Source organism: Pseudomonas sp. C5pp (assembly GCF_000814065.1).
GTDB classification, from domain to species: Bacteria; Pseudomonadota; Gammaproteobacteria; order Pseudomonadales; family Pseudomonadaceae; genus Aquipseudomonas; species Aquipseudomonas asiatica.
On sequence record NZ_JWLN01000047.1, the window covers coordinates 1 to 19020 of the forward strand.

The following is a 19020-nucleotide window of genomic DNA, read 5'->3' on the forward strand; positions in this document are numbered from 1 at the left end:
CACGAATGAAGTTGCTCGGGCTCGCTGCTGAGGAGGCCACGTTTCTACTATGTAGGCAGAAACGATACTCCATACCCCACCGAGCCCCAGGCCCGACAGGAACCTTAGCAGGAGCAACAGATATAGATCATGAGCATAGGCAATGGCGGAGGTCAGCGAACCGAAGATCGCCAGTGAAGCGATCAAGGCATTACGGCGCCCAAAGTTGTCTGAATACCAGCCTGTCAAGATGCTGCTTGCACCAATCCCCAATAGAGTTGCGGTGGCTAGCGCACCCGCCTCATTGATACTCAATCCCAGATCTTGCCGAATAACCGGCAATGCAATGGAGAGCAGGACAATCTCCATTGCATCAAAAAGATAGGCGATAAAACCACCAATCAGGACATGCCACTTGGATATCCCCTTCATTGTCTACACCTCTTTATCTACAAGTTGCGAAGTGACGCTGACAAACACCAAAACCAACCACTACATGAGCACTTGACTTAGAATCGATACACCGCTTGCAACCAAATACGGTCGCCGCTTGCACGATTCTCCACCTGCGTCTCATGTTGCCATTTCGCAACAAGCCCTATCTCAGGTGTTTGGTATTTGATAGTTGGACCAAACGCAACGACCTGGCCTCGGTTGCCATCACCGAAAGTATGGCCGTCCCGCTCATCATCACTAAGTTGCTTGTAGATATAGCCGTTCAAGCCGACCTGCCACTCGCGAGTAAAGTTATAGGCCAAGTTATAATCGGCATTAAACTCATGTCCTGATCGGTAATCCGTATCAGGATTTTTTCCGTTCACCAGATAAATTAGCTTGGCGCTGACCTCAAGATTTTCCAGCGGATAGGCGGTGAACGCATACCACGGCCCATAAGACCATGTATTCCGGCCTGAATTAAACATCCGATCTTTATCGTATGAGCCAATTGGAGCGAAGATGTCCACGCCGACGAGTTGATGGTAACGAGGTGAACTCCACCCCAGAATCACCGGAGCCAGCATCAGGTCACCAACACCATCTTGGTTTTCGCTGCGTCGGACGCGGCCTACGGGCGTATCAACGTTGAAACTGATATCCCCTTTTACGAAGGGTAGCGCGAAGCGGCTTTCGACCTTCGCTCCCAGAATCGAGTAGTCGGTGTACACATAATCCATGCGCATCGAGAGCGCTTGAACATGCAGATCGAAGTCGTGGATATTGGATTTATCATGACCATCGCTGTCTTTCGTTTCGTTTGCGCGATAATCACTTAAATAAAAGAAATTCGTGAGCCCCGGAGGTGGCATCTTTCCGGCAAGCACCGTATTTACGCCGACTGGATAGGCGCTGCCACCACCCCAATGTCATCAACTTTGGAAATTATCCATAAATATCATATAATTAGCGCTCAAATCAGTGCATGGGAGAAGCCCTTTTGACTACCTATACCGCATCGCTTGACACCGCCAGCCAAACCCTGGCTTGAAAATTGTACAAAAAATAACCAGTCCGCTCGATTGTCCCGCCTTCATCGCCGCCCACCGCCAGAATCCTCAAGACTTTACCCGCCGACGCCAGCTCACCTTCAAGAACCTCGTCCTGTTCCTGCTCAATCAGCCACGCACGGCCCTGCAAACCGAACTCGATCAGTTCTATCGCGTACTCAATCAGGCGTCGACTGAGACGCAAATGGTCACTGCGCAGGCCTTCTGCAAAGCGCGCAAAAAGCTCAACCCCGAGGTATTTGAAAGTCTCAATCGCCTCCTGCAGCAACAAATTGACTGCTTCGGGCTGCGCCAGAAGTGGCGTGGGCTGAGGGTGCTCGCGGTGGATGGCTCGACCGTGCATTTACCCCTGGAGTCGACCATGGCGACCTTCTTTGGCAGTCACTCTGGCTTTCCCATGGCTCGCTTGTCCACACTCTACGAAGTCGCTGACGGTCAAACCTTGCATAGCCTGATCGTGCCCCTGACAGTCGGTGAGCGCGACTGTGCCCATCTGCACCTTGAGCACCTGCCGGCTGGCAGCCTGACGCTGTTTGACCGTGGTTACCCTGGGCACTGGTTATTCGCGCTGTTCGCGCAGCAACAGCGGCACTTTCTGATGCGCCTGCCCTGTGGCTATAACGCTCAGGTCAAAGCGTTTCTACACTCTGGCCAAGTTGAAGACACACAGCTTTTCGTGGCCAACCATCCTGAAGCACGTCTGTTCTGCTCCGAGGCTGGCGTTGATCCTGCCAGCCAGATCGAGCTGAGACTGATCCGGGTCGAGTTGGCCAACGGCGAAAGCGAAGTATTGCTGACCTCGCTGCTGGATCGAGAAGCCTTTCCCGCTGAGGTGTTTGCCGAGCTTTACCACCGCCGCTGGGGCATCGAAACCGACTTCCGTCGCCTCAAACAAACCCTGACGCTGGACAACTTCAGCGGCCGCAGCGTGACCGCTGTAAAGCAGGACTTTCATGCCGCTCAACTGTTGAAGAACCTGGCGCTGTTGATGCAGCACCTGCTACAGCCGGTCATCGAACAGCGCCACAAAGGTCGCAAGCTGCGATGGAAAGTCAACTTCACCCAAGGCGTGTCACGGCTCAAAAATACCCTGGTCGAGCTGCTGGTGCGGCACTGTGCTCAGGGGCTGAGCAATGTGCTGGCCTTGATGGCTAAAAGCCTCAGTGCCGTACGCTCAGGCCGTAGCTTTGCGCGCCAACGCAAACGCGCAGCCAGCCGAGGTTGTGAGGGCTACAAACCGACGCGCTGAAGAAACACCACAGCCCAACCTCCGTCCAAAAAAAGCTGGCCACAAGCGGTCGGCATAGGCTCGTCCGGAGGACGAGAAATCTCGCCTAGACAGCCGGAACAGACGATGATCACATCACCGCCAGCCCAGTTAGACCGCGTGATTGAGCGGCAGAGGCCTGGTCATCGCTCGACGGCCATGGCGGCTGGCTGCTTCGGGGGGCTTGTCTTGGGCAGGGCTGCAGCTTAGGTTGATGACATTGGGGGAGACCCTAGGGCAGCAGCTGCGGTGTATAGCTGCAACCGCTGGCCGATTCGCTGGGGGTGACTTTGCCTGCTACAAGGCCTGCTTCGAGAAGCGCGTGACCGAAATCGGCGGCATGGCGCATGCCCATGCAAGTTCTGCTACCTGCAAGTCGCCAACACCAGCTGGTCGAGCAGGCTCTGCGCCACATCGGTCAGCTGTACGACATCGAGCGTGAGATCTGCGACCTGCTGCCCGATAAGCGACAGCGGATACGCCAGGAAAAGTCAGGCCCATCACCGCTGCCCTGCACGGCAGGATGCTCGCTCTGTGCCAGTTGCCGCGTGAAGGCACGGCCATCTCCAAGGCACCGGATCGCAGGACGGCCCTGGTACGCGATCCCGATGCCCCGCTAATCAGCACGTTGAGCTTTCACTGAGCAACGTGCTGGGTTTACACAGCTAACGGGCTTGCCAGATTGCCCGCGTGGGGGCTGGGTGCGGATCCTCCAGGTTGACTCGGTTGACGGCAGCGCGTTTCTGGCTTTATATATACCAACAGTTTTTATATGCTCCAAGCGGCCAGGCATCCCCTCTGTCGCCTGCCCGCCCAAAAGCTCGATCATTGGCGGCATAACCTCTTTGGCCTCCGTCGTTTCAGCACTGCACGAGTTGGACATGACCTTGAGTAAACGAACCCAGCAATCCGTCACGAATGGCAAACCGAAGGTGCGCAGCCGGCTTTCGGTTGGCGCCGTCCGCAGTGAGGAAACCACCAACGCCATCCTGACCGCCGCAGCCGAGATTCTCGAGGAGCGCGGATACGCTGGCTTCACTCTCGACGCTGTGGTCAGTCGGGCGGAGTCCAGCAAGCCCACCATCTATCGATGGTGGAAGAACAAGGCGGCGCTGATTCGTGATGTCTACGAACGCAGCGGCGAAGCCTCTCTCAGCCCCCCTGACAACGGAAACCTTGAGCAGGACCTCCACGAACACCTGCGTGCACTATGGCAATGGTGGAGCGCCTCCAGATCAGGCGAGGTACTGCGCAGCTTCATTACCGAAGTGCAGCTTTGCCCCGAGTCTCTGGAAGAGTTTCGCAAGTCATTCCTGCCGCGTCGGCAACAGGTCATGCGCAGAATCCTTTTGCGGGCGGTGGGCCGGGGAGACATCCCGGGAGGCCCAGCCGTTGAAAGCGCAGTCACTCTCCTGACCGGCGCCTCGTGGCTTCACCTGCTCACAGGCAACCTCGACGCCGTGGGCGAACTTGAGGGTACGGTGAAATTGGTGGTCAACGGTCTGCGCGCCCGCTGAAAACCTCGTAGGCATCGGGAGGCTGCTCGGCCTCTCTTTTTTAACCATATAGACACCATTGGTATCTAATATATGGATACACTCCATGCCCCATCCGGATACTTGGCGAGTTACCGCAATCTCGGGCTTACGCTGTCGCTTCTCGGCGTCTTGTTGTTGAGCGGATGTTCCTTCAGCGACCTCAGGCCGCAATCCTTGATTGGCCAGCCGGATGACCTCAAGGCTTCCCATGCCCTGAATGGGGTGCACCTTTCGCCTGCAGACTGGCCCAGGGAGGATTGGTGGACTGGGTTCGGCGACCCCCAGTTGAACCAACTGATCTCAGAGGCCCTGGAAAACAGTCCGAGTCTGCGCGCGGCCGCTGCCAGGGTGCGGCAAGCCGAAGCCCTGCAGGGGATTCAGGAGTCGCGTCTGCTGCCTCAGGTCGACGGTTCCCTGTCGGTCGTTCGCCAGCGCTACAGTGAAAACGGGACGGCCTCCGCAGTCGTCGCAGGTACCTGGCAAAACATTGGCCAGAGCACCCTGAATGGCAGCTACGAGCTGGACTTCTGGGGCAAGAATCAGGCGGCGGTCGAAGCTGCGATCGGACGCAGCAAGGCGGCCGAGGTCGATCAGTTTTCGGCTCGGCTGGTGTTGTCATCGGGCATCGCTCAAGCCTACATCGCCTTGCAGGAGACCTACGACCAACTCGCGATTGAGCGTCAAATGCTGCAGCAGATGGAGAGCATCCACTCACTGACACAGCAACGCTTTGTTGCGGAGCTAGACAGCCAGATCGATATCAAACAGTCCGAAGCCGGCATTACTGCGTCCCGTGCCCGAATCCTCGCTCTCAAAGAAGCCCTGGAGCTTGGTCGCAACCGTCTGGCGGCCCTCGTGGGCAAGGGACCCGACCGCGGTCGGAGCATCACGCCTCCTCAACTGAAGCCCTCCTCCACCCTCTCCGTGCCCAGCACCCTGCCCGCCGAGTTGCTAGGCCATCGTCCCGACGTGGTGGCTCAACGCTGGCGAGTGGAAGCGGCCAGCAATGACATCGATGTCGCGAAGGCGCAGTTCTATCCAAACGTAAACCTGATTTCTTTCGTCGGTCTACAGACCATGGGACTGGATACGTTCACGCAGGGAGGCAGCCGCATACTCGGATTCGGACCGGCGATCAGCTTGCCGATATTCGAAGGCGGACGCTTGCGCGCCAATCTTTCCGCCCAGAACGCCTCCTATGACATCGCGGTAGAGCAATACAACCAGACCTTGATCGATGCGCTGCACGACCTCGCCGATCAACTGTCATCGATTCGTTGGATGCAACAACGGATCACGCAACAACAACTGGCCGTCCAAACCGCCACGGATGCCTACGAGCTGGTCAACAAGCGCTATGCGGCAGGGCTGGCTACCTACATTCAAGTGCTGACCACACAGACTTCGGTCTCCATCCAACGGCGAGAGCTCGCAGCGTTGCAGGCCCGCGGCCTGTCGTTACAGGCGAATCTGAGCCGCGCCTTGGGCGGAGGCTACGTCCCTGATCTGCCGCTCGATGGCGCCGACGAATTAAGGAGTCCACGCACATGAATCAAAGCACCCAACCCCATCAAGCACAGCCGCAATCCACCGCTGCGGGCAGCGCTGATGCCGGCAAGCCGCCCGTGCCGTTCCAGACGCGCGGCAAGGTGGTTACGGCAGCCGTCCTGATCCTGTTGATCGCAGGGAGCGCGTGGTACGTACTGCAACGCAACTCCGAGCGCACCGAGGATGCCTACGTGGATGGCAATGTCGTGCAAGTGACCGCACAGATCGGCGGCACCGTGACGGCCATTGCAGCGGACAACACCGACCACGTGAAGGCCGGTTCACCGCTGGTCACGCTGAACCCCGTAGACCAGGAAGTGCGGTTCGAGCGTGCCAAGACCGAGTTGGCCAAGGCTACGCGGGTGGCAAGGACACAGTATTCGCAAGTCCAGCAGTTGCAGGCCGAGGTCGTGCAGCGCCAGAACGACGTTCAGAAAGCACGGGCCGACCTGGTACGCCGTTCCAGACTCGCCGCCAGCGGGGCCGTCTCCCGTGAAGAAATCAGCCATGCCGAAGATGTGCTCAAGAACGCACAGGCCGCCTTGGACGCTGCAAACCAGTTGCTGGCACAGCGCCGCGCCATGGTCGATGGCACCGACCTCCGGACGCATCCTGATGTGCTGGTCGCCGCCACCAACTTACGTGATGCGTACATCGCACGCGCACGCACAACCATTATTTCGCCCGTGGATGGCACCGTGACCAAACGCAGCGTGCAACTGGGTCAACGCATCAATCCAGGCGTCGCACTGATGTCCGTTGTCCCATTGGACGAACTATGGGTAAACGCCAATTTCAAAGAGTCGCAGCTCGAGCATCTTCGCATCGGTCAGCCGGCTGAACTGACGGCCGATGTCTATGGCTACAGCGTGGTCTACCACGGAAAGATCGTGGGTCTGGATGCTGGAACCGGCAGCGCATTCTCACTCTTGCCCGCCCAAAACGCGACGGGAAACTGGATCAAGGTCACCCAGCGCGTGCCGGTCAAGATCGCCCTGGACCCGAAGGAAATCGCCCGGCACCCCTTGCGTATCGGGCTGTCCATGCGCGTTTCAGTGGATACCAACAATCGCAGCGGGGACATGATCCGCCAGGATGTCGCACCGGAGAGGGTCTACCAAACCCAGGTCTATGACCATGAGTTGAGGGATGCCGACGCCATCGTGGAGACGGTCATCCGGGCCAACGAAGGGCAGCCGCGAACAGCGGCCGCACGATAGGCCGGCTCATGTACAGAAAACATGGCGCACTCCTGGCAACGGTCTGCCTGCTGTGCGGCCTCGAATTCCTACAGACCGGCATGCTCGCATTCGCCTCCGTCCCCATCCGCGGCGAGATCGACGCCAGCCCCGAGGAATACAGCCTCGTCGCAGCGCTCTATGCTTGTGTCGCGGTGGTCGTGATCGGCAAACAGCGTTGGCTGACCGAACGACTGGGCTGGCGCAACTACATGATCGGCTCGATCGGCGTCTACATCGCCGGGGCGCTGCTGTGCAGCCTGAGCCACGACCTGCACACGTTCGCCCTGGGCCGGGTCGTGATGGCGTTGGGCGGGGCATCGTTCATGACGACGTCGCGCATCCTCGTCAACCTCATCCCGCCCGGGCCTGGGCGATTCGTCGGGATCAAGGTGTTCGCCGTCGGCTTGGCCAGCGGCACCGCCGCGGCGCCGCTGGTTGCATCACTAGCCGTCACTCACGACACCTGGCAGGCCATGTTCTGGGTGCTTATCGTCGGCTCGGTCGCGGCCGCCGTGCTCTCCCTGGCATTTTTGCCCAAGGCCCCGCATCCCGAGCATGAGCGCACGAAAACCAGTCCCGCGCGCGTTCTCCTGCTGGCCGTCGGATCGTTCTTCCTTCTTTATGTCCTGCAACGCTCCTACTACGATTTCTACGACGACACCAGCATCCTGCTGGTCTTTGCGGCGTTGGCCACGGTCGCGCTCTATACCTACTTCCACGTCGAGCACAATCACGACCGCCCGCTGTTGAAGATCCGCCAACTCATGACCCCCCGCTACGTAACGGGCGTGGCCTTGTTCTCCTTCAGCTACTTGATCCTGGGGGCCAACAACTACATCCTGCCGTCCTTTCTCCAGATGGGCCTGGGCTATTCTTGGGATACCATCGGGAAATTCCAGTCCATGGGACTCGTGGCGTCATTGCTGACCTGGCTGGTGATGCTGCGCTTACTGCCCAAGCACCCCGCACCGAAGAAGTTCTTCGTCGCGGGATTTCTATCGCTGGCGGCCTTCGGCTGGCTGCTGTCATCGCTCACACCGATTGCCGACATTTGGCTGCACGTCCTCCCAGCACTCGCCTTGAGCGGATGCTTTGTCATGCTGGTGCTGGCGACGACCGCGATGCAGACCTTCCGCGATGTCGCCCATGAAGACGCGCTTTTTGCCCATGCGCAGCAGGTCAAGAACATTCTGGGTCAGATCGCCATGGCAATGGGCACCAGTCTCGCGACCATCTTCATGCAATGGAGAAGCACGGTGCAGTACAGCTCGCTGAACATCCGGCTGGCCAATGACGACCCCCTCTTTTCACAGCAACTGCAACAGCTCAGCCAGTTCATCTCGTTGTCGCACGAGGCAGGCCAGGCCGCCCAGATGGCCATGGCCCTGCAAGCACAGCAGATAAGCCAGCAGGCTTCGCTGATGGCGGGGATCGAGTATTTCTGGCTGGTGATCTGGGTCGCCGCTGCTGCCGCGCTGGTTTCCGTGTTGCAGCGGGTCTTCCGATGAACATCGTCCGCATTGGTCAAAAGCGGACACGTACTAACTATTCAGACCGTAACACTGCGCTCTTGTATGCTCGCCGGCAGGTGGATGGATAGGTAGTCGATAAGGCTCCGGACCGAAGGCAACATACCCTTGGGTTTCGGATACAGCAGGTGAATCACATGCTCGGCACCCGCCCAACCCGGCAGAACCAGATTCAATTGCCCGCGTTGGACAGCCAAAGAAACTATCGGCTCTGGCAAGAGGGTGACTCCGAGACCATGGATGGCAGCCTCCAGCTGCACCCTCAGGTCGTCTGAGAGCAAACGCGGCGTATGGGTCACAAGATAGTCGCTCTCACCGTTTTGCAGGAGCCAGCGCCCCCTGCCATCGTGCACGTCCCCGGGCCGGCAGAGGGTATCCAAGATCCTAAGGTCCGCAGGACTTGCGGGCTGCCCGTAGCTGTCCAGAAATGCCGGACTAGCCACCAGCACTCGTCTGGCCAGCCCCAGTCGCCGCGCCACAAGTCCTGCCGTTTCCTCAATCTGCGGTCGGGCTCTGAGGGCAAGGTCGAAGCCTTCCTCAATGACATTGACCTCACGGTCGACGGCATTCAGTTCCAGTCGAACTTTCGGGTGCAGCGCCAGGTAACTGGGAAGTATCGGTGCGAGGTAGGTCTGCGCCATCACCTGAGGGCAGGTAAGTCTAACCATCCCAGCAGGTTCTCTGCTCAGGTCGGCAACGCTGTCATATGCCGATTGGGCGCCCTCAACGACTGCCAGACACTGTGAATAGAAACGGGTGCCGGCGTCCGTCAGCGCGATTTGCCTGGTCGTTCGGTTCAGCAGGCGTACCCCCAAGCGACTTTCTAGGGCAGCGACTCTTCGGCTCAAGCGAGTCTTCTCGATCCCCGAAGCTTTAGAAGCGGCGGTGAAGCCTTTGTTACGCACGACCAGCACGAAGTACTGGAGGTCATTCAGATCCTCAATCATTGGTGCACCATAGCAATAGTCCTTGGCACTTTACCGATCTTATCGCCGATTGGGTTTATATCTACAGTATCTCCATCGAATGCAGGTCACACGGCCCGCTCAGGAGATCGAATATGTCGCTTCAATTTTCCCCAATTGCCATCGCTGAAAAGGCCGTGCACGGCGCCCAGTTTTCTGCTCACCGCCTCGATCTCATCGCGCTTTCCGGTTTCATTGCTCCGATCATGGGCTTCGATCACTTCCGCATGAGTGGGCCAACCTTTGCTCCACACCCGCATGCGGGCTTCTCCGCAGTTTCCTATGTCTTCGAGGACTCTGCAGGTGGCCTGCGAAACAGAGATTCGCTGGGTCATGACCTGGTGATCGAGCCCGGCGCTATGGTCTGGACCCAGGCTGCAAGCGGTGTCGTACATGACGAACTTCCCGCTTCCAGAGGCTCGGAAGTCCACGGTCTCCAACTGTTCGTGAACCTCTCTCGGGATCACAAAAACCTGGCCCCGAAGATGCTTTACGCAGCCGCTGAAGACGTACCGGTGGTGAACGGTGCGGGAGGGACCAAGATTCGTGTTCTCTCCGGGCGGTACCAAGACGTAGTGGGGCCGATCAATCCGGCTGAGCCCTTCGAGTTTTTAGACGTGAAACTCACACACGAGGGGAACTTCGAGATCCCGAGGGGACGTAACGTTCTGTTCTACATCCTGTCGGGTCAGGTAACCATAGGCTCCGATGATGCGGAGCATTCATTGGGGACTCACCAAGCCATCGCGGTGCGTAGCTCTTCCGAAGGTGCTGAGCTGCGCATCAGCACGAAGGAGGACGCACATCTGCTGGTTCTCTGCGGAGTTGATCCTATGGAACCGGTCGCCGTGTACGGGCCATTCATCATGAACGACCAATCAGGTCTGCAGGCCGCCTACTCCCGGTACGTCGCGGGTGAGATGGGCAGGTTGAGCCAGCTTGCCTCCTCTTGATGAGCCACTTTCCACCTTTCAATGAAATCACACGGCGGCCATCAAGGCGGCCGTGGGTAGCCACGCCCTGCGTGTGTGCGCACCAACCCGGCAGAATGCCGACAAAACCAAAGGAGTAATCCCATGAGCTACGACCGTCTCTCTGCTGAGAATGCCGCGTTACTACTGATTGATCACCAGACCGGTCTGTCTAATGGCATCCAGGATCAGAGCCTACCCGAGTACATGACTGCGGTTACGGCGCTGACCAAGCTGGCCAAGACCTTCAATCTACCGACCGTGATTACTACCAGTGCCGCGGATGGTCCGAATGGGCCGGTGCTGCCGATCATTACCCAGACCCTGCCTGACGCACCGGTTATTCACCGCCCGGGCGAGATCAATGCCTGGGACAACCCGGCATTTGTCGAGGCTGTGAAGAAGACTGGCCGTAAAAAACTGATCGTGGCGGGCGTATCGACCGAGGTCTGCGTGGCCTTCGTCGCATTGTCCGCGATCAAGGCTGGCTACGAGGTCTACGCGGTGATTGATTCTTCCGGAACCTGGAACAAGCTGGTTCAGGAAGTCGCCGTTGCCCGCATGGCTCAAGCCGGTGTTGTGCCGATAACTTGGGTCGCGGTTGGTGCCGAGTTGCAAGCCGACTGGCGCAATCAGACAGGTGAGGCACTTGGCCAGATCATGGGTGAACACCTGCCGTTCTACGGCAACCTGTTCAGCAGCTACCTCGCAGCCAAAGGCCACTAAGCCAGAGACTCCGGCGCCAGGGCTTCCTGGCGCCGGAGTCCCGTATAGGCGCAGTGATGCCAGCAACACGTCATATCGAGTGGCTGTGAAACATCGATCAGCTCACTTGGTCTGGCGTAACCCTTTCTCCGAACTGTTCTGCACTCATGCCTGCCGCCCCTAAACCTCGGCCCGTCCTCATCCTGCGGCAGTCGCGGACCAGGCCTGGCAAAACCTGTTCGGAGCCTGTACCAAGGCGCCGTGGCGTCAAGCGATGAAGTCGGGCTGCCGCGCCGGGGCGGCGGCCTGGAAGGCCGGCTGCTCGAGGCAATTGCGGTACACCGCCATGAGCTGCGGGTAGTCTTCAAGCTCGCAGCCCATGCGCTGGGCGTTAGCTACCTGCGGCACCAGGCAGCAGTCTGCCAGGGTCGGTGCAGCGCCGAAGCAGTAGGGCCCCTGGCCATGCCGCTGCAGCAGGGACTCGACCGCTGCCAACCCCTCGGCAACCCAGTGGCGGTACCAGGCATCTTTCTGCCCGGCACTCACGCCCAGCTCCCGTTGTAGGTAATTGAGCACCCGCAGGTTGTTGATCGGATGGATGTCGCAGGCGATCAGGTTGGCGATCTCCAGTACCCGCGCCCGCGCCAACGGCTCGGCCGGCAGCAGGCGCGGCGCCGGCTGCAGGGCATCCAGATAGTCGATGATCGCCAGCGACTGGGTGATCAGCTGGCTGTCGTCGGTAACCAGCACCGGCACGCCGGCAGCCGGATTGAGCTCGCGATGCGCCGTACTAAGCTGTTCGCCGCTGCGCAGGTTGACCCCGAGGCAGTCGTACGCCAGCCCCTTGAGCGCCAGAGCGATACGGACCCGGTAGGAGGTCGAACTGTTGAAGAAACTGTAGAGCTGCACTAAATGCTCTCCTGCGAAAGTAGGCCGGCTCTGGCCATAAAAGAATCCCTGCCCCAGCCATTCGCTGCCGGTATGACCGGGCAGGGGCCCCGATAGCGGTCGCAAGCGACCGCCCAGGGCTAAGGGACGACAGCTCTCGGAACGCCTTAGACGACCCGCACGTGGATCTCGCCGAGCCCGTCGACGCCGCCGACCATCAGGTCGCCCTTGATCACCGGGCCGACGCCTTCCGGGGTGCCGGTCATGATCAGGTCGCCCGGCTGCAGTTCGAAGAAGTTGGACAGGTAGCTGATGGTTTCCGGTACCGACCAGATCAGCTTGTCGATGTCGCTGCGCTGCTTGTCGCTGCCGTTGACCTGCAGCCAGATGCCTGCGTGCTCGGGGTGGCCGACCTGGCTGGCCGGGTACAGCGGCGCGATCGGCGCCGAGCGGTCGAAGGCCTTGCCCAGCTCCCAAGGCCGGCCCATCTCGCGCATCTGCATCTGGCGGTCGCGACGGGTCATGTCCAGGCCCACGGCGTAGCCCCAGACGTGCTCGTTGGCGCGCTCCTGCGGGATGTCGCGGCCGCCCTTGCCGATCGCCACCACCAGCTCGATCTCGTAGTGGTAGTTGCTGGTCTCCACCGGGTAGTCCAGCTCCAGCACCTGGCCAGCGGCCACCGGCACCACCGCGTCGGCCGGCTTGCAGAAGAAGAACGGCGGCTCGCGGTCCGGGTCGAAGCCCATCTCGCGGGCGTGGGCGGCGTAGTTGCGGCCCACGCAGTAGACGCGGCGCACCGGGAACTGCTGGTCGCTGCCGGCGACCGGCAGGCTGGTCTGGGCCGGCGGTTGGATCACATAGGTCATAGTCTTCTCCCTCGTCAGTGGTTTTCGCGCGATTCGCGCAGGATGCCGAGCGCTTCCTGAACCGGACGGTCGGAGTAGCTGAACAGCACGCAATCCTCGTCCGCCTGGAAGCTCACCGGCGCCCAGGTCGGCACGACAAAGATGTCCTTGGCTTCGAAGTCGAAGCGCTGCCCGCCGATCAGCACACTGCCCTTGCCCTCGACCACGGAGAACACGCTGGCGTCGGTGCTGCGGTAGGTCTGGCCGCGGAAGCCCTTAGGCAGCAGTTGCATGAAGGTGGCGATGGTCGGCATCGGCCAGCCGCCGGTGACCGGATTGACGTAGCGCAGCTTGACCCCATCCCAGGCATCCACCTCGTCTTGGCACAGCAGGGTTTCCAGCGCCTCGCGGGTACGGGCATAGGGGTAACTGAAGATCGGCGAGGTCAGCCCTTTCGGCTGGTAGCGCAGCGGCAGCATGTTGTTGCCGAAGCGAGCGAAGCTGTTGCCTTCCGGGCGGGTCAGCGGCTGCTCGGCCTGCGGGTAGCTCTCGGCGAAGGTGGCGCCGAAGAAGCGCACCATCGGGATGTCCAGGCCGTCCAGCCAGACCACCGGCTGGCCGCCTTCGGCCTCGACCGGGTTGCCGTGGTCGTGCCAGGTCCAGGACGGGGTGATGATGAAGTCGCCCGGCTCCATGGTGGTGCGCTCGCCATCCACCGCGGTGTAGGCGCCGCGGCCTTCGACGACGAAGCGCAGGGCAGACTGGCTGTGCCGGTGGCTGGGGGCGATCTCGCCCGGCAGGATCAGCTGCAGGCCGGCGTACAGGGTGTTGGTGACGGCGGCCTGGCCGCGGATGGCCGGGTTCTCCAACACCAGCACGCGGCGGATGGCCTCTTCGGCGCTGATCAGCTCGCCGGCCTCCATCAGGCTGGGGCGCAGCTCGCGGTAGCGCCAGAGCGCCGGCACGCAGCCGCCGGTCGGCTCCAGCGGCACCAGGTTGTGTAGCTGCTCCCACAGCGGGAACAGGTCTTGGGTGTCGATGCGGCGGTAGAAGTCCGCGCGGGCCGTGCTGATGTTGTCTTTGTTATGCATTCCCTATCACCTGTGGCAGATCGAAGAACGCGCTACGGGCCAAGCCGCCCGCCGCGGCAGCAGTCGAGAAACCGGCGGTGAAACCGTCGTCCTCGTCCATGGCGCGATTATTCGCTCACAGGCCATATGCGAATAATGATATGTTGCTATACCCCCATACCAACAAAGGCATGACTGGATGATCGACTGGAGCCGCCGCCTGCGCCTGCGCCATCTCCACCTGCTGGTCAGCTTGGCCGAAACCGGCAGCCTCAGTGACACCGCGCGCCTCGCCCACACCACCCAGCCTGGGCTGTCGAAATGGCTCAAGGAGCTGGAGGAAGACGTCGGCGCCACACTGTTCGAACGCCACGCCCGCGGTCTGCGCCCGACCGCCCACGGCCAGCTGCTGCTGGGGCATGCCCGGCGCATCCTCAGCGAGATGGCGCGCGCCCAGCACAATCTGGAAGCCCTGCAGGAAGGCGATTCGCGCAGCGTGGCGCTGGGCACCTCGCCGGCCTCGGCGCCCAGCCTGGTACCGGATGCGATCACCTACTTCCTCCGCCAGCACCCGCGGTCGCGGGTACAGCTGCAGGAAAGCACGATGAACGCCCTGCTCGAGCGACTGGAGCAGGGCGAGTTGGATGTGGTGGTTGGCCGTCTGGATAGCTATCAACCGCGCGCCACCTTGCGCAGCGAGTTGCTCTACCACGAACCGATGCAGGTCGTCGCCCGTCCTGGCCACCCGCTGAGCGGGCGCCGCGAGCTGGGCTGGGAGGATCTGCTCGCCTATGACTGGATCCTCTGGCCGGAAGGCACACCGATCCGCAGCCGCCTGGACATGGCGCTGACCCAGGCCGGTCTCAAGCCGCTGCCGTGCCGGGTCGAATCCTCATCGCTGATGGGCAATCTATGGCTGCTGCAGAACAGCGACATGATCTCGGTCGCGTCCGGCCGCGTCGCCGAACACTTCACAGCCCGCGGCCTGGTGGTCTCACTGGACTTCGAGCTCGAAACCCAAGGCTCAATCGGCATGTGCTGGCGTGACGAACCGCTTATGGACGGCAGCGTCCTCGATCTGCTCGACTGCCTGCGTCAGGCGGCGAACACGCCGATCCGCCATTTACAGCCGACGCCGCCCATCGCCTGATTTAGACCGCAGACAGGCCTCTGGGTGTCCCCTACCCGCGCTTACTGAAAATGATGTTTATGGAGTCGAGCCGATCTGTCGGGTGCTGCCGATCGCTCCATCGACCTACTACGAGCATGCAGCCCGGAAAGTAGATCCTGCGCGGCAGTCAGCCCGCATGCGCCAGGATGAAATGCTCTGCGAGCATGTCCAGCGGGTCTGGGAGGAGAACTTCCAGGTCTACGGCGTACGCAAGGTCTGGCGGCAGCTCCTGCGGGAAGGCTTCGTGGTGGCTCGTTGCGCGATTGAGCGGCTGATGCGGCAACTGGGGCTGCAAGGTGTCGTACGCGGCAAACCGGCCAAGACTACGGTCAGCGACAAGGCCAAGCCCTGTCCGCAAGATAAGGTCAATCGCCAGTTTCGCGCCGAGCGGCCGAATGCATTGTGGGTGTCGGACTTCACCTACGTCAGCACCTGGCAGGGCTTTGTCTACGTGGCCTTCGTCATTGACGTCTTTGCCCGGCGGATCGTCGGCTGGAAAGTTTCCAGTTCGGCGCGTACTGACTTCGGGCTCGATGCGCTGGAGCAGGCGCTGTATGCCCGCCGGCCCGTCGACCGCGGCGGGCTGATTCACCACAGCGACAGCGGCGTACAGTACGTGCCGATACGCTACACCGAGCGACTTGCCGAAGCCGGGGTCGAGCCCTCGGTGGGCAGCGTGGGGGACTCCTACGACAACGCCTTGGCCGAGACCATCAACGGCCTGTACAAGGCTGAGGTGATCCATCGTCGTTCCTGGCAAAATCGGGAGGCGGTGGAGCTGGCAACTCTGGAGTGGGTCGACTGGTTCAACCACCGGAGGCTGCTGGAACCCATCGGCAACATCCCACCTGCCGAGGCTGAAGCCCTTTACTATCAACAACTCACCAAGTCGGCCCAGACGTCATGACTCACACCAAAGAGCCTCCGGAATTCCCGGGGCGGTTCACAGCTGGTAGTCCGGTGCCATCAGCTCCTCCTCAAGGACTGCAGACAAGAAAGCCGCAGGAACCCTCTCGACCACGAAGGGGATCAGCCGGTCTACACGGCGAGCGCTTCATGAGCCGCGCCCAGATGCGTAAAACCGTGTTTGAATACGTCGAAACCGATTACAACCGCCAGCGGCGTCACAGCACATTGGGGAACATCAGCCCGGAGGCCTTCGAGGCCCGGATGAGTATTTAAACCCGTGTCCACGAATGCTGGGCAAGATCACAATAGTGCGGCTCGCCGAGCATTGTGCAGATTTTGCACATACTGGTCGGCATTCACTGCAACAGGCACTCCCGATGCGAATTCACCCCCTGTCCGACCTGCACAACGAGTTCGCTCCCTTCACGCCCGAGGTGAGGGATGCGGATGTGGTCATCCTCGCGGGCGATATCGACCTCGGCGTACGGGGCATCGAGTGGGCCAGGCAGGCATTCGACTGCCCGGTGCTCTACGTGCCGGGCAACCACGAGTTCTACCGTGGCCACCTCACCAAGACGCTGCAGGCGATGCGTGCCGCCGGCGACGAACGTGTGCACGTCATGGATCGGGATGAGGTTGAGATCGGCGGCGTGCGCTTCCTCGGCGCCACGATGTGGACCGACTTCGCTGCCACCGGCAACCCGCCCCTGGCCGCGTTGAGCGCGCAGCAGGCGCTGAGCGATTTCCGCCAGATCCGCACGGAGAACTATCGCCGCATCCGGCCGACGGACCTGATCAAGCAGGCGGAGAAGACCCGTGACTGGCTGCGCAGCAAGCTCGTCGAGCCCTATGAAGGACCGACCGTGGTGATCACACACCACGCCCCGACGCTGCGCTCGCTGCAGGAAAGCCCCCATGCCGGCACGATCCTGGATGCGGCCTTCGCGAACGACTGGGAGGATCTGATAGGGGGCGATCGCGTGGCCTTGTGGGTGCATGGCCACACGCATACCTCGGTCGACTTCGAAGTGAATGGGACGCGGGTTGTCTCCAATCAGCGGGGCTATCCAGGGGAGGAGTCTGGGTTCCAGCCGTCCCTGGTCATCGACCTCGAGGCCCTGCTGCCAGCGGGCGATGAGCAATTATTGTCGGGGCAATACCAATAATCGAAGGGGCCGAAGAAGATCCACGGTGATCCGCAGGTACGGCATGTAGCATCGGTTAACGCCCATGAGTGGCACACTTTCTGATCACATGGATACACCATGCCCATAGCCTCCACCATCTGGCAACAGGTGAAATACCAACCCAAAGGGCAACCGTTCAGCTCTCGACGATTTGCAGGGCTGGGATCACGCTCTGCTGTCTGCAAGGCGATAGCCCGGTTGGTGAGCGCTGGCGAGCTGGAGCGGATCACTCGCGGGATCTATATGCGACCGAAGATCAGTCCGTATGTCGGCAGTGTCCGCCCCAGTGCCTTGGCTGTGATCCGGGTGATCGCCAAGCGGAATCACGAAACGATCCAGGTGCATGGTGCCGAGGCGGTCAGGGCATTTCGCCTGAGCACCCAGATGCAAACACAGTCTGTGCTGTATACGAGCGGCTCAAGTCGAGAGATTCGACTCGGTGCCCTGACGATACGGCTCCGGCATGTTTCCCCAGAAAAGTTGCAGCATGCCGGAACCAAGGTGGGACTGGCCCTTGTAGCGCTCTTCTACCTGGGCAGCAAAGGCGTGAATCCGACTTCAGTCACGAAGATCAAGAACGAGCTGACGCCAGCCGAACTCAAGCAGTTGGCAGCCTGCAAAATGCCTGCTTGGATGAGCAAGGCCCTGGCTGGCCCTCCGCCGGTCTGACGCCATGCACCAATGGCCAGGCAGAGCATTTAGCTAGATGAGATTTATGCAAGGAGAACGGAATGACGATGCCCAGTGAGCGCACCCGCTCGATCATTCAAGCCCGTGAGTTTCTGGTTGACTTGTCTCGTGACAAGACGCTGCCTGAGACCGTGCGCATTGAGGCGCGTCGACTGTTGCGTCATTACCCGACCGCCGATGAGGTGCTGCTTGCCGGGAAGATAGAGGAGCAGCGCGACGATGGTCTGCCGTGGGTTTTTCTGAGCTCCAGAATCGACTAGCCCTGTAGCTCCGATACTGGAGGCAGGAGGGAGGTTGGATCAAGCTCAGCATGCTGGCGATGCGATACAGCTTCTCGACGGTGATGTTCACCTCACCACGCTCGATGCGTCCTATATAGCTGTGGTCGTGCTGCAAGCCAGCGCGAGTGCGGGCAGGCTCTTGGGGCAGGTTCGGGGAGCACCTACTCGTTGGATGACTTTGCCGTCGAGCCGAGCTATCAGCTCCGCTTTTCGCAGCATTAAAGACCGCTGTTGCTGGCCTGTTTCTGAAGGTCGAGCAGCTGTAAGCCCCTGTCGGGGGTGAGGCTGCCCGAAGCGTGAACGCGTTGGCTCAGGCCATTCGCCAGCCCTCCACCACTTCAGCACCAAACTCAGCCCTCCAGGCCTTGAGCTGGGCATGGTTCGCACCCTTGGTCTCGATACGCTTGCCGGTAACTGGCTGCACATACACCTTCACCTGGCGGGGGCGGCGCTGCTTCACGGCAACCGGGGCAAGCGGCTCCAGCTCGACCGGCGGCGGATTGAGGATGGCTACCACCTTTGCCAGATCCATGCTGTAGTCCGCCATCAGCGCCTTAAGCTTGTCTTCGAACTCCATTTCGCGCTGGAGGCTGGCGTCGGCCTGCAGCTGTTCAAGCAAGGCCATCTGCTTCTGCAGCTCACGCTCGGCACGACGAAATTCGGCTAGTTTGGACATGTTCACTCCTTTGGTTTCGTAACAGAATCAAATTGGTGTCAACGCCGACTGAAAA

Annotated in this window: 18 protein-coding genes and 3 pseudogenes; 13 read left to right on the plus strand and 8 right to left on the minus strand. The window is 60.5% G+C overall.

Features of this window, described 5'->3' with window-relative positions; genetic code table 11:
* Nucleotides 1-411 (minus strand): MFS transporter (locus tag RR51_RS26100; RefSeq protein ID WP_039615171.1); only part of this gene is annotated, 411 nt, incomplete at its 3' end.
* A gap of 77 nt (nt 412-488) precedes the next feature.
* Complete coding sequence (locus RR51_RS26105; RefSeq protein ID WP_236693310.1) at nt 489-1301, minus strand: SphA family protein; 813 nt, start codon at nt 1299-1301, stop codon at nt 489-491.
* A 160-nt stretch (nt 1302-1461) separates the two neighbouring features.
* Between RR51_RS26105 and RR51_RS26115 the strand changes: the two genes are divergently transcribed.
* The 5 genes from RR51_RS26115 to RR51_RS26135 all read left to right on the plus strand — a co-directional run bounded on the left by RR51_RS26115 (nt 1462) and on the right by RR51_RS26135 (nt 8586).
* Entirely contained in the window at nt 1462-2733 is a 1272-nt protein-coding gene (locus tag RR51_RS26115; protein ID WP_104961008.1) for an IS4-like element ISPa1635 family transposase, read from the plus strand.
* Nucleotides 2734-3632: 899 nt separating this feature from the next.
* Nucleotides 3633-4268, plus strand: coding sequence for a TetR/AcrR family transcriptional regulator (locus RR51_RS26120; RefSeq protein WP_052261122.1), 636 nt, complete (start codon nt 3633-3635; stop codon nt 4266-4268).
* A gap of 72 nt (nt 4269-4340) precedes the next feature.
* On the plus strand, nt 4341-5840 hold the full coding sequence (locus RR51_RS26125; RefSeq protein WP_052261123.1) for an efflux transporter outer membrane subunit: 1500 nt from the start codon (nt 4341-4343) through the stop codon (nt 5838-5840).
* The gene (locus RR51_RS26130; protein WP_039615174.1) at nt 5837-7057 is read left to right on the plus strand and encodes an HlyD family secretion protein; all 1221 of its coding nucleotides are present in this window, start codon (nt 5837-5839) and stop codon (nt 7055-7057) included. Before RR51_RS26125 ends, RR51_RS26130 begins: the two co-directional genes overlap by 4 nt.
* Before the next feature lie 8 nt (nt 7058-7065).
* Nucleotides 7066-8586, plus strand: a complete 1521-nt coding sequence (locus RR51_RS26135) for an MFS transporter (protein WP_039615175.1) — start codon at nt 7066-7068, stop codon at nt 8584-8586.
* A 41-nt stretch (nt 8587-8627) separates the two neighbouring features.
* On the opposite strand, the gene RR51_RS26140 is transcribed toward RR51_RS26135, so the two are convergent.
* Nucleotides 8628-9554, minus strand: a complete 927-nt coding sequence (locus RR51_RS26140; RefSeq protein ID WP_236693311.1) for a LysR substrate-binding domain-containing protein — start codon at nt 9552-9554, stop codon at nt 8628-8630.
* 113 nt (nt 9555-9667) lie between these two features.
* Here RR51_RS26140 and RR51_RS26145 point away from each other — a divergent pair, with 113 nt between their 5' ends.
* Nucleotides 9668-10525, plus strand: coding sequence for a pirin family protein (locus RR51_RS26145; RefSeq protein ID WP_052261124.1), 858 nt, complete (start codon nt 9668-9670; stop codon nt 10523-10525).
* Between the two features lie 123 nt (nt 10526-10648).
* On the plus strand, nt 10649-11269 hold the full coding sequence (locus tag RR51_RS26150; protein WP_039615176.1) for an isochorismatase family protein: 621 nt from the start codon (nt 10649-10651) through the stop codon (nt 11267-11269).
* Nucleotides 11270-11515: 246 nt separating this feature from the next.
* Here RR51_RS26150 and maiA read toward each other — a convergent pair whose 3' ends face one another.
* The 3 genes from maiA to gtdA all read right to left on the minus strand — a co-directional run bounded on the left by maiA (nt 11516) and on the right by gtdA (nt 14072).
* A complete protein-coding gene (maiA, locus tag RR51_RS26155; protein WP_039615177.1) occupies nt 11516-12157 on the minus strand; it encodes a maleylacetoacetate isomerase in 642 nt (213 codons plus the stop codon).
* A gap of 146 nt (nt 12158-12303) precedes the next feature.
* On the minus strand, nt 12304-13002 hold the full coding sequence (locus RR51_RS26160) for a fumarylacetoacetate hydrolase family protein (protein ID WP_039615178.1): 699 nt from the start codon (nt 13000-13002) through the stop codon (nt 12304-12306).
* A gap of 14 nt (nt 13003-13016) precedes the next feature.
* Nucleotides 13017-14072, minus strand: a complete 1056-nt coding sequence (gtdA, locus tag RR51_RS26165; RefSeq protein ID WP_039615179.1) for a gentisate 1,2-dioxygenase — start codon at nt 14070-14072, stop codon at nt 13017-13019.
* 181 nt (nt 14073-14253) lie between these two features.
* On the opposite strand from gtdA, the gene RR51_RS26170 reads away from it, so the two are divergent.
* From RR51_RS26170 to RR51_RS26190, 6 genes and pseudogenes are all read left to right on the plus strand, one after another.
* Complete coding sequence (locus RR51_RS26170) at nt 14254-15201, plus strand: LysR substrate-binding domain-containing protein (RefSeq protein ID WP_039615200.1); 948 nt, start codon at nt 14254-14256, stop codon at nt 15199-15201.
* A 52-nt stretch (nt 15202-15253) separates the two neighbouring features.
* Nucleotides 15254-16129: pseudogene (locus tag RR51_RS26175) on the plus strand (IS3 family transposase); the annotation flags it as partial.
* Nucleotides 16130-16260: 131 nt separating this feature from the next.
* Nucleotides 16261-16404 (plus strand): annotated as a pseudogene (locus RR51_RS30945) (IS3 family transposase); the annotation flags it as partial.
* Nucleotides 16405-16508: 104 nt separating this feature from the next.
* Nucleotides 16509-17297, plus strand: a complete 789-nt coding sequence (locus RR51_RS26180; protein WP_052261125.1) for a metallophosphoesterase — start codon at nt 16509-16511, stop codon at nt 17295-17297.
* Nucleotides 17298-17396: 99 nt separating this feature from the next.
* On the plus strand, nt 17397-17987 hold the full coding sequence (locus tag RR51_RS26185; protein ID WP_039615180.1) for a DUF6088 family protein: 591 nt from the start codon (nt 17397-17399) through the stop codon (nt 17985-17987).
* Between the two features lie 62 nt (nt 17988-18049).
* The gene (locus RR51_RS26190; protein ID WP_039615181.1) at nt 18050-18268 is read left to right on the plus strand and encodes a BPSL0761 family protein; all 219 of its coding nucleotides are present in this window, start codon (nt 18050-18052) and stop codon (nt 18266-18268) included.
* Here RR51_RS26190 and RR51_RS31430 read toward each other — a convergent pair.
* A pseudogene (locus tag RR51_RS31430) lies at nt 18265-18463 on the minus strand (helix-turn-helix domain-containing protein). The gene RR51_RS26190 and the pseudogene RR51_RS31430 sit on opposite strands and share 4 nt — an antisense overlap.
* A gap of 136 nt (nt 18464-18599) precedes the next feature.
* Nucleotides 18600-18965: a histone-like nucleoid-structuring protein, MvaT/MvaU family gene (locus RR51_RS26195; RefSeq protein WP_039615182.1), complete on the minus strand. Its 366-nt coding sequence runs from the start codon at nt 18963-18965 to the stop codon at nt 18600-18602.
* Nucleotides 18966-19020 lie beyond the last annotated feature (55 nt).

What these genes read in the sequence shown, in the direction of transcription:
- RR51_RS26145 (WP_052261124.1), top strand. Translation starts at nt 9,668, where the DNA reads ATGTCGCTTCAATTTTCCCCAATTGCCATCGCTGAAAAGGCCGTGCAC.
- gtdA (WP_039615179.1), bottom strand. Translation starts at nt 14,072, where the DNA reads ATGCATAACAAAGACAACATCAGCACGGCCCGCGCGGACTTCTACCGC.
- RR51_RS26160 (WP_039615178.1), bottom strand. Translation starts at nt 13,002, where the DNA reads ATGACCTATGTGATCCAACCGCCGGCCCAGACCAGCCTGCCGGTCGCC.
- RR51_RS26125 (WP_052261123.1), top strand. Translation starts at nt 4,341, where the DNA reads ATGGATACACTCCATGCCCCATCCGGATACTTGGCGAGTTACCGCAAT.
- RR51_RS26180 (WP_052261125.1), top strand. Translation starts at nt 16,509, where the DNA reads ATGCGAATTCACCCCCTGTCCGACCTGCACAACGAGTTCGCTCCCTTC.
- RR51_RS26120 (WP_052261122.1), top strand. Translation starts at nt 3,633, where the DNA reads ATGACCTTGAGTAAACGAACCCAGCAATCCGTCACGAATGGCAAACCG.
- RR51_RS26185 (WP_039615180.1), top strand. Translation starts at nt 17,397, where the DNA reads ATGCCCATAGCCTCCACCATCTGGCAACAGGTGAAATACCAACCCAAA.
- RR51_RS26150 (WP_039615176.1), top strand. Translation starts at nt 10,649, where the DNA reads ATGAGCTACGACCGTCTCTCTGCTGAGAATGCCGCGTTACTACTGATT.
- RR51_RS26195 (WP_039615182.1), bottom strand. Translation starts at nt 18,965, where the DNA reads ATGTCCAAACTAGCCGAATTTCGTCGTGCCGAGCGTGAGCTGCAGAAG.
- RR51_RS26140 (WP_236693311.1), bottom strand. Translation starts at nt 9,554, where the DNA reads ATGATTGAGGATCTGAATGACCTCCAGTACTTCGTGCTGGTCGTGCGT.
- RR51_RS26190 (WP_039615181.1), top strand. Translation starts at nt 18,050, where the DNA reads ATGACGATGCCCAGTGAGCGCACCCGCTCGATCATTCAAGCCCGTGAG.
- RR51_RS26135 (WP_039615175.1), top strand. Translation starts at nt 7,066, where the DNA reads ATGTACAGAAAACATGGCGCACTCCTGGCAACGGTCTGCCTGCTGTGC.
- RR51_RS26130 (WP_039615174.1), top strand. Translation starts at nt 5,837, where the DNA reads ATGAATCAAAGCACCCAACCCCATCAAGCACAGCCGCAATCCACCGCT.